At 62.7% G+C, this 13,569-nt stretch carries 11 protein-coding genes and 1 pseudogene; all 12 read left to right on the top strand.

Translation table 11 applies throughout. The features are described 5' to 3' along the window. Positions 1 to 4 precede the first annotated feature (4 nt). A complete protein-coding gene (gene murJ, locus AAHB17_RS16305) occupies positions 5 to 1,339 on the top strand; it encodes a murein biosynthesis integral membrane protein MurJ (protein WP_342131695.1) in 1,335 nt (444 codons plus the stop codon). Between the two features lie 2 nt (positions 1,340 to 1,341). After that, complete coding sequence (locus AAHB17_RS16300; RefSeq protein ID WP_342131694.1) at positions 1,342 to 2,106, top strand: TylF/MycF/NovP-related O-methyltransferase; 765 nt, start codon at positions 1,342 to 1,344, stop codon at positions 2,104 to 2,106. Beyond that, positions 2,107 to 2,829: a class I SAM-dependent methyltransferase gene (locus AAHB17_RS16295; RefSeq protein ID WP_342131693.1), complete on the top strand. Its 723-nt coding sequence runs from the start codon at positions 2,107 to 2,109 to the stop codon at positions 2,827 to 2,829. It begins immediately after the preceding gene. Between the two features lie 47 nt (positions 2,830 to 2,876). Further along, the gene (locus AAHB17_RS16290; protein ID WP_342131692.1) at positions 2,877 to 3,986 is read left to right on the top strand and encodes a glycosyltransferase; all 1,110 of its coding nucleotides are present in this window, start codon (positions 2,877 to 2,879) and stop codon (positions 3,984 to 3,986) included. Beyond that, positions 3,983 to 5,152 carry a glycosyltransferase gene (locus AAHB17_RS16285; RefSeq protein ID WP_342131691.1) on the top strand — a complete coding sequence of 390 codons (1,170 nt, stop codon included), beginning with the start codon at positions 3,983 to 3,985 and terminating at the stop codon, positions 5,150 to 5,152. The genes AAHB17_RS16290 and AAHB17_RS16285 overlap by 4 nt, the downstream gene beginning before the upstream one ends. 3 nt (positions 5,153 to 5,155) lie before the next feature. Next, positions 5,156 to 7,105, top strand: coding sequence for an asparagine synthase (glutamine-hydrolyzing) (gene asnB / locus AAHB17_RS16280; RefSeq protein WP_342131690.1), 1,950 nt, complete (start codon positions 5,156 to 5,158; stop codon positions 7,103 to 7,105). Between the two features lies 1 nt (position 7,106). Next, entirely contained in the window at positions 7,107 to 8,261 is a 1,155-nt protein-coding gene (locus tag AAHB17_RS16275; RefSeq protein ID WP_342131689.1) for a glycosyltransferase family 4 protein, read from the top strand. Continuing rightward, positions 8,258 to 9,220: an NAD-dependent epimerase/dehydratase family protein gene (locus tag AAHB17_RS16270; protein WP_342131688.1), complete on the top strand. Its 963-nt coding sequence runs from the start codon at positions 8,258 to 8,260 to the stop codon at positions 9,218 to 9,220. The genes AAHB17_RS16275 and AAHB17_RS16270 overlap by 4 nt, the downstream gene beginning before the upstream one ends. Then, positions 9,217 to 9,777 (top strand): sugar transferase, encoded by a 561-nt coding sequence (locus AAHB17_RS16265; protein ID WP_342131687.1) that lies wholly within the window; start codon positions 9,217 to 9,219, stop codon positions 9,775 to 9,777. Before AAHB17_RS16270 ends, AAHB17_RS16265 begins: the two co-directional genes overlap by 4 nt. A 73-nt stretch (positions 9,778 to 9,850) precedes the next feature. Next, complete coding sequence (locus AAHB17_RS16260; RefSeq protein ID WP_342131686.1) at positions 9,851 to 11,776, top strand: nucleoside-diphosphate sugar epimerase/dehydratase; 1,926 nt, start codon at positions 9,851 to 9,853, stop codon at positions 11,774 to 11,776. A gap of 668 nt (positions 11,777 to 12,444) precedes the next feature. Continuing rightward, on the top strand, positions 12,445 to 13,341 hold the full coding sequence (gene cysD / locus AAHB17_RS24765; RefSeq protein WP_446719610.1) for a sulfate adenylyltransferase subunit CysD: 897 nt from the start codon (positions 12,445 to 12,447) through the stop codon (positions 13,339 to 13,341). Further along, positions 13,341 to 13,569: pseudogene (locus AAHB17_RS16250) on the top strand (hypothetical protein); the annotation flags it as partial. The gene cysD and the pseudogene AAHB17_RS16250, both read left to right, overlap by 1 nt.

Below are 13,569 nucleotides of genomic sequence, written 5' to 3'. Positions count from 1 at the left end.
CGTCATGAGACTGTTTCGCCAGCTCGGCGCGCGCCTTCGCAACGCCCATCCCGACCACCACGCCATCGCGAAGGGCATGCTCTGGGTCGGGCTCTTTGTTTTTGTCGGCGCTATCGCAAGAGCCAGCAAAGAAATCGCGATTGCTTATCGATATGGCACCAGCGAAGAAGTGGATGCCTACTTGTTCGTGTTCAATATCTTGAACTGGCCTGTTGTGGTTTGGCTCAGTTTGTTGACGGCAGTTTTGCTTCCACTAATGGCGTCGAATCGGACCGATAGAGCACAGGACATACCCACATTCAAGGCCGAATTCCTCGCCTTGTGCCTTTGCCTTGGCGGAGGACTTACGATTGCCATGTGGTTCGGTCTACCACCATTGATCAACTCAAGTTGGGTAGGCCTTCCAGCCAACACGGCGCAAATGGCATTGCAATCTTTAACAATCATGGCGCCGATCACAGCGTTGGGCCTCGTCAGCAGCCTGTATTCGGTCTGGCTGTTGATACAAGGACGGCACGCCAACACATTACAGGAAAGCATCCCACCTGTCATTTTGGCAGCCACTGCTCTGTGGATGCCGGCCAGTTCGTTAGAGCCACTTCTATGGGGTACCCTGGCCGGCTTCGTTTGCCATCTGGCGAGCGTAAGTGTGACGAATGCCCATGCAGGGCCCAGACCCGCACCCAAATTCAGCATGCGATCAGCCCAGTGGCCAGCCTTTTGGCAGGGATTCTTTGTAATGCTGCTCGGACAGACCTTCATGAGCTTGACCAGTCTCATGGACCAATTCTTCGCAGCGCAACTGACACCTGGCAGCATTGCCACACTCAACTACGCCAACCGCCTCCTCGCCCTCCTGCTGGGGCTGGGTGGCACGGTCGTGTCGCGAGCCACTCTACCTGTATTCGCCCACGCCCAGGCCAGAAACGACTTCCAAGCAAAAGCTCTCGCGATCAAGTGGGCAAAAATCATTGCATTTGTCGGCACATTGATCACCATTGCCGCTTGGTTCGCCGCACCTTGGATGGTGAACTTGCTACTTGAGCGCGGCGCTTTTACTCCTGCCGACACCATCCAAGTGTTCGAGGTACTCCGATGGGGGCTATTACAAGTTCCATTCTACTTAAGTGGATTAGTTTTTGTTTCACTGATAACGAGCGAAAAGAAATACCATATCCTTACCGCCATAGGTTTAGCAAATGTTGTAATCAAAGCATCTCTGAACGTCTACCTCGCGCCGGTATATGGACCCAGAGGGTTGATGGCGGCATCGTCTTTGATGATGATGATCTCAACAGTGCTGCTGATCGCTACAACTTTTAAAAAGAGTAGCCAATAAACATGAACCCTCGAAATCTACTTGGTTATATTAAACTCGTACTCGGCTTTACCCCAAATGAAGTTCTCGGCTTTCGTTTGATAGCATTTATTGCACAACGACTTGCGCCAAACTATAAAATGACATGGCCGGAGTTGGCATGGTTCAAAGACCCTACACTGTCTCGCACATTAGAAAAATTCAATGAAGCCAAAGGCTTTAACGCCCATCGACGTCTAGCCTTGCAGGAGTTGGTTCGTCTTACGCTTCGCGTCCCCGGCGACACCGTGGAATGCGGCGCTTATTTAGGCTGCGGAAGCCACCTCATTCTAGAAGCCTGTACTCGCCACAACGTTCCTCGGACACACCACATCTTCGACTCATTCGAGGGGTTAAGCACCCCAACCGAAATAGATGGAAGTTACTGGAAAAACAATGACCTCGCAGCTGGAGAGGCAATCGTACGGAAAAACTTAAATCAATACCCGAACACGCGGTACTACAAAGGTTGGATTCCAAGTCGATTCTCCGAAGTTGGAGCCTTACGATTTTCTTTTGTACATGTCGATGTGGATCTATACCAACCGACACATGACAGCATTTCGTTTTTTTACGACAGATTAAATCACGGTGCCATTTTTGTATGCGACGACTATGGGTTCAACACCTGTCCAGGTGCGACCAAAGCTATCGACGAATTCCTGGAGACAAGGCCGGAAAAAATGATTCGCTTGGCTGGGGGTGGGGGATTTTTCATCAAAGGTATCGAAACCACAAGGGAGCTGTAAGTGAATCATCAAAAAATTTGGGATCAGCTCCAAAGCGATGACTCCATTGATGCCTTTGGCGCAGCCCTGCCCAGGTATAAATTTCTTTGCGATCGGATCCCGTCCGGCGTTACTGCTCTCAATATTGGTGTTGGGCACGGAGGCCTGGAAGCCCTATTGATAAAAAAGGGTGTTGAAGTCAGCTGCCTTGACCCCAGCGAAACTGCGATATCTCGAATACGAGAAAAATTACAACTAGGACACCGAGCCAAAGTCGGATTTTCACAAGCAATGCCCTTCAACAATGACTCCTTTGATGCCATCTTCATGACAGAAGTACTGGAGCATCTTGAGAATGATGCACTGGATCAAACACTGAAAGAAGTATTTCGCACATTAAAACCTGGTGGGAAATTCATTGGCACAGTTCCTGCCAATGAGAACCTGCTGGACAATCATGCGATATGTCCACACTGCGGGGAAAGCTTTCACCGCTGGGGACACGTACAGAGCTTCACACCAGCGGATCTGCTACAGCAGTTGAAAAAACATACCTTGTTGATTGAAAAATGTGATACTCGAGCGTTCCCCGACTGGACTCGAATGGGGATCAAGAATCTAGTCAAAAACTGCGCGCGATATGTATTGGGACGAAGCGGCGAAACAATTGCTGTGCCACACATCTTCTTCATAGCAAAAAAACCTGTTAAAAATATTCAGCTATCCAAACCCAAAATGCCATAGCACCCTATGGACAATTGACCTAATCAGACGATCTCACATTGAAGATAATGTTCCTCACGCGCAGCCTTCACCACGGTGGAGCGGAACGACAACTGACTACTTTGGCCATCGGGCTTAAGCAGCAAAAATATGACGTCTCGGTCGCAGCATTTTATGGAAATGGCACTTTTGAAACAAATTTAGCAGCCGCCAACATTCCGGTCTTCAATCTAAATAAACAGGGACGATGGGATACGTTAGGTTTTTTTATTCAACTCTTTAGACTAATTAAACAGGAACGTCCCGCGATTGTCCACAGTTACCTGGCGATCCCGAACATTCTGGCAGCAACAATCAAAATATTGAACCCAAAGATAAAAATCTTATGGGGCATCCGGGCTTCTGAAATCGACCTGGAACAGCATGATTGGCTAACTAGAGTCTCTTACAAAATCGAAGCCCTGATGTCAAGGCTCGCAAATAATATTATTGCCAACTCTCAGGCAGGACGCAGCTTTGCAATCCACAATGGCTTTTCACCGCAAAGTATTACCGTCATAGCCAATGGGATTGACACTGAATATTTCAAAATCGATACCACAACCCGACTGTCTATGCGACATGCTTGGGGCATACAACCAGATGAGGTGGCCATCGGCATTGTGGGGCGCCTTGATCCAGTCAAAGAACACAAACTATTTCTAGATGCCGCAGCACAGGTTGCGGCCACCCACAACAATGTGAAATTTATCTGCGTCGGCGACGGCCCATCTATTTACACCAGTCAGTTGAAGCGTGATGCCAACGATCGCGGCCTGAACGGCAGAATAGTCTGGCTTTCAGCTCAAGATAATATGCCGCCAGTCTATAACTCTCTGGACATTTTGGTGTCTTCGTCCAGCAGCGAAGGTTTTTCGAACGTCATTGCGGAAGCTATGTCGTGTGGAATTCCCTGTGTCGCTACCAAAGTCGGCGACTCAACTTTAATAGTTGGTGAGACCGGCATTATGGTCCCCCCAAAAAACGCGCCGGAACTTGCTTCAGCGCTGCGGACGATGATCGACCAACCAACCGATTTGCGTCACGCGAGAGGAGCATCTGCCCGCGCACGCGTTGAGTCCTTGTTCAGTATCGCGGAACTGGTTCGGCAGACCGAAGAGGTCATGGAGAAACTTTGACACGTATCGCTTTCATCATCACAGGACTGGGCACTGGCGGCGCCGAGATGATGCTGCTCAAGGTGCTGACGCATCTAGACCGCAGCCGTTTCGAACCCCACGTGATCGCGCTGGCGCCGCTGGGCGACATGGCCCAACGCATTGCCGCCCTGAACGTGCCGGTGCAATCGATCAACATGAGAAGGTCGGTGTTGGCCTTGTGGCATATCGGCCGGCTGATTCGCATGCTCAAAGTCCTGCGTCCGGATGTGGTGCACACCTGGATGTACCACGCGGATCTGGTGGGCGGTCTCGCGGCGCGGATGGCGGGTGTTCGCGCAGTAGGCTGGTGCATACGCAACAGCGACCTGGGGCCCCAGACCACCAGCCGCTCCACCCGCATGGTGGTGTGGCTGTGCGCAAGGCTGTCTCGCTGGTTGCCAACGCGGATACTGTGCTGCTCTGAAGCGGCCACTACTATTCACGTGCAGCTTGGCTACGCAGCACACAAGATGCAGGTGATCCCAAACGGCTTTGACCTCACGCTGTTTCGGCCGGACGTGGTCGCCAGACTCGAACTGCGCAATACGCTGGTCATCCGCACCGAATCTCCGGTTATCGGGCTGATTGGACGGTACCACCCGCAAAAGAACCATTACGGCTTTATCGATGCAGCGGCGATAGTCATCGCATCTAGGCCTGAAACACAATTTGTCATGGCAGGCACAGGCGTGGAAACGACCAATACGATCTTGTTAGAGAAGATCAAAGCTGCTGGTCTAGAACACCACATGCATATGCTGGGTAACTGGGCTAACGTGCCAGCGCTAATGAACGTGCTGGACGTTTTGGTTTCAGCGTCGACCTATGGGGAGGCCTTCCCCAACGTGTTGGGCGAGGCCATGGCCTGTGGTGTGCCTGTCGTGACCACGGATGTGGGTGACTCCGCCTACATCGTGGGCGATACCGGCCTTGTGGTCACCGACAACACACCGGCCCAGCTGGCCGCCGGCATACAACGCATGCTGGAGTTGGCGCCTTCTGCCAGGGCGGCGTTGGGTGCCCGGGCCAGGGACCGTGTGCTGACGCACTTCGATATCCATGGCGTGACGCGGCAGTATGAGCAGTTTTACGAGGACATACTCGCCACGGCCTCGGCCGCCAACGTCACAACGGAGAGCAGGTAAGCGATGTGCGGATTCGCCGGTTTCTTGAGCGCCTTGCCTGTGGAGCATGGACCCGCCGTGCTGCAGGCCATGGGCAGCGCCATCTCGCACCGGGGGCCTGACGATGGCGGGGTGTGGTGGGAGCCGGAGGCCGGCATCGGTTTGTCGCACCGCCGCCTGTCCATCGTCGACCTGTCGCCCGCAGGCCACCAGCCCATGGCTTCAGCGTCGGGGCGTTACCAGCTGGCCTACAACGGTGAAATCTACAACCACCTGGCGCTGCGCCGGCAGCTTGCCGATGCCGGGCGGGCACCGGCCTGGCGGGGCTACTCCGACACCGAAACCCTGCTGGCCGCCATGGAGGCCTGGGGGCTGCGCGACACGTTGACGCGCTGCGTGGGCATGTTTGCCATCGCGCTGTGGGACCGCGAACGGCGTGAGTTGACACTGGCGCGCGACCGCATGGGCGAGAAGCCGCTGTACTACGGCTGGCGAGGCACGGGCGCAGGGTCGGTGCTGGTGTTCGGGTCGGAGCTGAAGGCGCTGCGCCGGCACCCGGCCTTCGCCGCACCCATCCGCCGCGACGCGCTGGCCCTGTACCTGCGCCACAACTACATTCCCGCGCCCTACACCATCTACGAGGGCATACACAAGCTGCCTCCGGCGTCGACGCTGACCGTGTCGCTGCAACAGCGTGATGCGAGCCCCCAGACGTATTGGTCGGCCACCGACATGGCTGTGCATGCGGCTGCCCATCGCGTGTTGCCCGCCTCCCCCACCGAGGCCGTGGCTGGTCTGGAAGCCTTGCTGATGTCGGCCGTCGGCCAGCAGATGGTGGCCGACGTGCCGCTGGGGGCCTTCCTGTCGGGGGGCATCGATTCGTCCACCGTGGTGGCGTTGATGCAGGCCCAGTCGACACGGCCCGTGCGCACCTTTTCCATCGGCTTCGATGTGCCGGGCTACAACGAAGCCGAGCACGCCAAGGCCGTGGCCCGGCACCTGGGCACCGACCACACCGAGCTGTATGTCACACCGCAGCAGGCGATGGATGTCATTCCCCGCTTGCCAGCCATGTACGACGAGCCGTTTGCCGACTCGTCGCAGATACCGACCTTCCTGGTCTCGCAGCTGGCACGCCAGCACGTGACGGTGTCCTTGTCCGGCGACGCGGGGGACGAGCTGTTCGGCGGCTACACGCGCTACCTCACGGCCGCAGGCATTTGGAAGCGGCTGTCGGTCGTCCCGGCGCCCCTGCGGCGGCTGGCCGCCAGCGGTATCACCGCCCTGTCGCCACACACCTGGAACACGCTGGGCCAGCGGCTGGCGCCGAACCGTTTTGGCGGCCGCCTGGGTGACAAGCTGCACAAGGGCGCGAGCGTGCTGGGCAGCGGCTCCATCGATGCGCTGTACCTGGGCCTGGCGTCGCACTGGGCCGATCCCACCTCGGTGGTGTTGCACAGCCACGAGCCCTCCACACGCCTGGCCGGCAACGCCCCAGACCTGCATGGCCTGGACCCGGTGGAGCGGATGATGGCCCTGGACATGGTGACCTACCTGCCCGACGACATACTGACCAAGGTGGACCGTGCCGCCATGGCGGTGGGCCTGGAGACACGTGTGCCTTTCCTCGACCACCGCGTGGTCGAATTCGCCTGGGGCTTGCCCATGGGCCTCAAGCTGCGCGAGGGGGTGGGCAAATGGGTGTTGCGCCAGGTGTTGTACCGGCATGTGCCGCAGGTGATGATCGACCGACCCAAGATGGGCTTTGGCGTGCCCATCGACAGCTGGCTGCGGGGTCCGCTGCGCGCATGGGCGGAAGATCTGCTGAACGCCACCCGCCTGCACAACGAAGGCTTTTTTCAGCCCGACCGCGTGCGTGCCAAATGGGCCGAGCACCAGAGTGGCCAACGCAACTGGGCTTACCTGCTGTGGGACATCCTGATGTTCCAGGCCTGGCTGGCGGAGCAGGCTTGACATGGCCAAACCCCGACTGCTGTTCGTCGTCAACGTGGACTGGTTTTTCCTGTCCCACCGGCTGCCGATCGCCAGGCAGGCGCTGGCGCAAGGCTACGAGGTCCACATCGCCACCACCCTGACCCATGGCCACGACGAGCTGGTGGCCCAGGGTCTGGTGGTGCATCCCATCCAGCTGCAGCGCGGCAGCAGCGGCCTGGGATCGGCCGTGCGCGCGTTCCGGGACATGCTGGCGGTGATGCGGCGCACCCGGCCCGACATCGTGCACCTGGTGACCATCCAGCCGGTGCTGCTGGGCGGCATCGCGGCGCGGTTGGCCCGGGTTCCGGCCATGGTGGCGGCCATTTCGGGGCTGGGCTTCGTGTTCCTGGCCCGGGGCTGGCGCGCCGCCGCCCGCCGCGTGGCCATTCGCCTGCTGTACCGCCTGGCGCTGGGGCACCCGAACAGCAAGGTGATCTTTCAGAACGAGAACGACCGCCAGACCGTGAGCCAACTGGCCGGGCTGGCCGACGTGTCGTCGGTGCTGATCCGGGGCTCCGGCGTGTCGCTGGATGCCTTCCAGCCCAGCCCGCTGCCGGAAGGCCCGCCCGTGGTGATGCTCGCGGCAAGGCTGCTGTCCGACAAGGGCGTGCGGGAGTTTGTGGACGCGGCACGGGCGCTGCGGCGCCAGGTCCCGACAGACCAACTGGCGCCCCGGTTTGTGCTGGTGGGCGACACGGACGCCGACAACCCGGCCAGCCTGGCCCGTGCAGAACTGGAGCGCTGGCAGGCCGAAGGCGTGGTGGAGCTGTGGGGCCAACGCGACGACATGCCGGCGGTGCTGGCCCAGGCCACGGTGGTGGTGCTGCCGTCCTATCGCGAAGGCCTGCCCAAGGTGCTGATCGAGGCGGCGGCGGCGGGCCGGCCCGTGGTCACCACCGACGTGCCCGGCTGCCGCGATGCCATCACACCCGGCGTGACCGGCCTGCTGGTGCCGTCGAAAAATGCCGCGGCGCTGGCCGAAGCCATACACACTCTGTTGCGGGACCGGGATCGCTGTGCGCGCATGGGCGCCGCCGGCCGCGTGCTGGCGGAGCAGGCCTTTGATGTGAACCGCGTGGTGGCCCAGCACCTGGCCGTGTACCGCGGCTTGCTGCACGAGGCGCAGCAGCCATGAGGGCGGCCGTCACGGGCGCCAACGGTTTTGTCGGCTCGGCCCTGGTGCGCCGCCTCGCCCGCGACGGGCACGACGTCACCGCCTGCGTGCGAGCGCTGCCCGGCGCGGGGGGTGATCCCTGGCGCTGCGCCGTGCAGCCAGTGGCCGTGGGGGACATCCACGCCAGCACCGACTGGGCACGCGCGTTGGACGGCGTGTCGGTGCTGGTGCACACGGCGGCGCGGGTGCACGTGATGCATGAGACGGCGGACGACGCCTTGTCCGCGTTCCGCGAGGTCAACGTGGCCGGCACGGTGAACCTGGCCAGGCAGGCGGCCGCGGCGGGCGTGCACCGCATGGTGTTGGTCAGCTCGGTCAAGGTCCTGGGCGAATCGACGGCACCCGGCCGGCCCTTCACCGCCCAGGACACCGCCGCCCCGCAGGACGCGTATGCGCGCTCCAAGCAGGAGGCGGAAGACGGCCTGCGGCAGGTGGCCGCCGACACCGGCATGGCATGGGTGGTGGTGCGTCCGCCCCTGGTGTACGGCCCGGGGGTGCGGGCCAACTTTGGCGCCCTGGTGGGCTGGCTTCGGCGCGGCATGCCGCTGCCCCTGGGCGGCGTGACCCAGAACCGCCGCAGTCTGGTGGCGCTCGACAACCTGGTGGACTTTCTCGTGCTGTGCACCCAGCACCCCCAAGCCCCGGGACACCACTTTCTGGTCAGCGATGGCGAGGACCTGTCCACCGCAGCACTGCTGACCCGGCTGGGCCAGGCGATGCACCGGCCCGCCCGGCTGCTGCCCGTGCCGCCCGCGAGCCTGGCCTGGGGCGCGGCCTTGCTGGGCCGTCGCGCGCTCGCGCTGCGCCTGCTGGGCAGTCTGCAGGTGGACATGAGCGCCACACAGCACATCACCGGCTGGCGCCCACCGGTGTCGGTGGACGACGGCTTGCGGCAGGTGGTCCGGGAGTTGGCCCCATGAAGCGCGCCATGGACCTGCTGCTGGTGCTGCCGGCCGCGCTGCTGCTGCTGCCGGTGATCGCGCTGGTGGCGGTGGCGGTGCGCCTCACCTCCCGGGGGCCCGCGCTGTACTGGAGCGACCGGGTCGGGCGGCACAACCACATCTTCAGCATGCCCAAGTTCAGGAGCATGCGGGTGGACACGCCGGAGGTGGCCACCCACCTGCTCAAAGAGCCGACCGCCTACCTCACGCCCATCGGGTCCTTCCTGAGGAAAAGCAGCCTCGACGAGCTGCCCCAGCTGTGGAGCATCATCAAGGGCGACATGAGCCTCGTGGGGCCACGCCCGGCGCTGTTCAACCAGCACGACCTGATCGAGCTGCGCACCCGGCACGGCGTGCACGCACTGGTCCCCGGCCTCACCGGCTGGGCCCAGGTCAACGGACGCGACGAGCTGCCGCTGGACCAGAAGGTGGCGCTGGACGTGGCCTACCTGCGGCAGCGCGGCCTGGCGCTGGACCTGCGCATCATCTGGCTGACGGCACGCAAGGTGCTGCGGCGAGAGGGCGTGAGCCACTGAGGCCGAAAACCTCAAAATGTGTCAATCCACGAACCCATAATCGGTACGTCCAAGCCCACAGCGAACCACGCCCTTGCCACGCACGCCCCTTCAGCAATGGACCCTGAGCCTGCCCCGCGTCACCAAGCGGGGCATCGCCGTGCTGCTGGACTCCGTGCTGTGTGTGGTCACCGTCTGGCTGGCCTTGTGCCTGCGCCTGGAGTCGTGGGTGACGCTGGAAGGCCGTTACTGGTGGCCGGTGGGGGCGTCGGTACTGCTGGCCATCCCGCTGTTCGTGCGCCACGGGCTGTACCGCGCGGTGTTCCGCTACGCCGGATGGAACGCGATGCGGGCGGTGATCCAGGCCATGGCGCTGTATGCGCTGGGCTTTGGCCTGGTGTTCACCGTCATCGGCCTGCGCGACGTGCCGCGCTCCATTGGCATCATCCAGCCCATGTTGCTGCTGTTGGCCGCGGGCGGCCTGCGCACCCTGGGGCGCTACTGGCTGGGCGGCTTGTACCGGCAGGCCCTGCGGCAGGCCAAGGGCCCACACGTGCTGATCTACGGCGCCGGCCGCGCCGGCCAGCAACTGGCGGCGGCCCTGGGCAACGACAGCGCGCAGCAGTTGCTGGGTTTCCTGGACGACGACGAACGCCTGCACGGACAAAGCCTGGATGGACGGCCGGTCTACAGCCCCGCCCAGCTGGCGACACTGGTGCCCAAGCTGGGCCTGACCGATGTGCTGCTGGCCATGCCGTCCGCCAGCCGGCAGCGGCGCATCCAGATCCTGGAGCAGCTGCGCCAGTACCCGCTGCGGGTGCGCACCCTGCCGGGCGTGGCCGACCTGGTGTCGGGCCGGGTCACCTTCAGCGACATCCGGGAGCTGGACATCGAAGACCTGCTGGGACGCCCGCCAGTGACGCCGGACGACGACCTGCTCCGGCGCCACATCACCGGCAAGGTGGTGCTGGTCACCGGCGCCGGCGGCTCCATCGGCAGCGAGCTGTGCCGCCAGATTCTGCGCGCCGGGCCCAGCCACCTGCTGCTCACCGAACTGAGCGAGTACGCGCTGTACCAGATCTGCGACGAGCTGGAGCAGGCCCAGGCCAGCGTGGACCCGGCGCGCCGCGTGACCCTGGTGCCGCTGCTGGCCTCGGCGCAGGACCCGGCGCGCATGTCGACCATCATGGCCACCTGGCGGCCCCACACGGTCTACCACGCGGCCGCCTACAAACACGTCCCCCTGGTCGAGCACAACCCGGTGGAAGGCGTGCAGAACAACGTCTGGGGCACCTGGACCTGCGCCGACGCGGCCGCCCGGCACGGCGTGCGCAACTTCGTGCTCATCAGCACCGACAAGGCGGTGCGCCCCACCAACACCATGGGCGCCAGCAAGCGCCTGGCGGAAATGGTGCTGCAGGCCATGGCCGCCACCCACCCGGACACCTGCTTCTGCATGGTCCGGTTTGGCAACGTGCTGGGCTCATCGGGCTCGGTCGTGCCCCTGTTCCGCCGGCAGATCCACGCCGGTGGCCCGGTCACCGTCACCCACCCGGACATCACCCGCTACTTCATGACCATCGAGGAGGCCTCGCAGCTGGTGATACAGGCCGCCGCCCTGGCGAGGGGAGGCGACGTGTTCGTGCTCGACATGGGCGAGCCGGTTCGCATCCTCGACCTGGCCCGCCGGATGGTGGAGCTGTCCGGCCTGAAGGTGAGGGACGAACAACATGCCGACGGCGACATCGAGCTGCGGTTCACCGGCCTGCGCCCAGGTGAAAAGCTGTTCGAGGAGCTGCTGATCGGCAACAACCCCCAACCCACCGCCCACCCGCGCATCATGAAGGCGCACGAGGACCACATGCCGTGGGCATCGCTGGCACCGCAGCTCGCCCTGCTCCAAGGGCATTTGACCGATCACGACGTGGTGGCCGTGCGGGCGATGCTGGAGCGCCTGGTGCCGGACTTCCACCCCAGCAGCGGGATCGTGGACTGGGTGCACGTGGCCACGCCGGCTTAGGCCCTGGGGCAGGGCGGCAACTGTCGCAAAAAACATCTGAAACGAAATCAATGTGGTTTTTGTAGATTTTTTACAATGCAAGCACCACAATCGATCATCGTCGACAGATTGCGACAACCATGAGAGATGCCTCCCTGCTGGGCCTGGACTCGGATCAGGTCTGGAGCACCGAGTCCGCCTACGCCCACCTCAACAGCCTGGGCCAGGCGGACACCAGACGCACGGCCGAGCGGCGCCTGCAGGCGCTGCACCTGCTGCCCACGGCACTGAGCGTGGACAGCCTGCGCGACGAGCTGGGCCGCGCGCCCAACCGGCTGGTGCTGGACTGGGCCGTGGCCCGCGCCCGCCAGGCGCGTGAACGGGTGTTGTTCGCGCAGCTGGCCGCCCTGCCCTCGGGCCAGCCCTGCCTGCACGCCAACGACGCGCGTGGGGGCCGCTGCTGGGTGCCGCTGCCCGCGGCAGACACCGCCGCCGCCTTGCCCTCGGCCCTGCGGCGGCTGCAAGCCCACGTGGGCAAGGGCATCGCGGTGTTTCCCCATGGCGAGCTGGTGCGCCATCTGCGCGCGGCAGCGCCCACGCCGGGCGTGTCGCTGATGCCCCAGGCCTACCTGCCGACGCCCGACACCCTGCGCGCCCAGGTGGCGGCCCAGCAGGGGCAACGTTCGCCACTGTCGCCCCACCTGCGGCGGCTCGAAGCCGAAAGCATGCACATCATTCGCGAGGCGGTGGCCGAGGCGCAGAACCCCGTCATGCTTTATTCCGTCGGCAAGGACAGCGGTGTCATGCTGCACCTGGCGCAGAAGGCCTTCTACCCGGGCAAGCCGCCGTTTCCGCTGCTGCACGTGGACACGCGCTGGAAGTTCCAGGAGATGTACCTGTTCCGCGATTTCATGGTGGAGCGCAGCGGCATGCGGCTGCTGACGCACGTGAACCCGGAGGCGATCGCGAAGGACATCAACCCCTTCGACCACGGCTCGGCGCTGCACACCGACATCACCAAAACGGAAGGCCTGAAGCAGGCGCTGGACCAGCACCGGTTCGATGTGGTGTTTGGCGGCGCCCGGCGCGACGAAGAGAAGTCCCGCGCCAAGGAGCGCATCTTCTCGTTCCGCAGCGCCACCCATGGCTGGGACCCCAAGCACCAGCGCCCGGAGCTGTGGAACCTCTACAACGCCCGCAAGCGGCCCGGTGAAAGCATCCGGGTGTTTCCGCTGTCCAACTGGACGGAGCTGGACGTCTGGCAGTACATCCACCACGAGCAGATTCCGGTGGTGCCGCTCTACTTTGCCCAACCGCGCCCGGTGGTGGTGCGGCCCGACATCACGATGCTGGTCGATGACGGGCGTTGTCGCCTGTCGCCCGGCGAGGACATCCACGTGCAGCAGGTGCGTTTTCGCACCCTGGGCTGCTACCCCTTGACGGGGGCGGTCGCGTCCGAGGCACGGACGGTGGACGACATCCTGCTCGAACTCATACACGCCCGCCAGTCCGAGCGCCAGGGCCGCAAGATCGACACCGACAGCGCAGGCAGCATGGAAAAGAAGAAGCAGGAGGGCTACTTCTGATGGCCCGCCCACCCCAGCCCACACGCGCCGGCAAAGGCCGGCCCCAAGCCACCGACGCCTACCGCCGGCAAACCGGCGAGGCCGCCAGCACCGCCGACTGGATCGCGCGCCAGGCGGATCAGGACACGCTGCGCTTCATCACCTGCGGCAGCGTGGACGACGGCAAAAGCACGCTCATCGGGCGCTTGCTCTGGGAATGCCGCGAGCTGTTAGAAGACCAGCTCGCGG

The organism is Hydrogenophaga sp. OTU3427 (assembly GCF_038440225.1).
Classification (GTDB): domain Bacteria; phylum Pseudomonadota; class Gammaproteobacteria; order Burkholderiales; family Burkholderiaceae_C; genus Hydrogenophaga.
The sequence above is the reverse complement of the archived record's forward strand: the minus strand, read 5'-3'. Positions and strand labels throughout refer to the sequence as shown.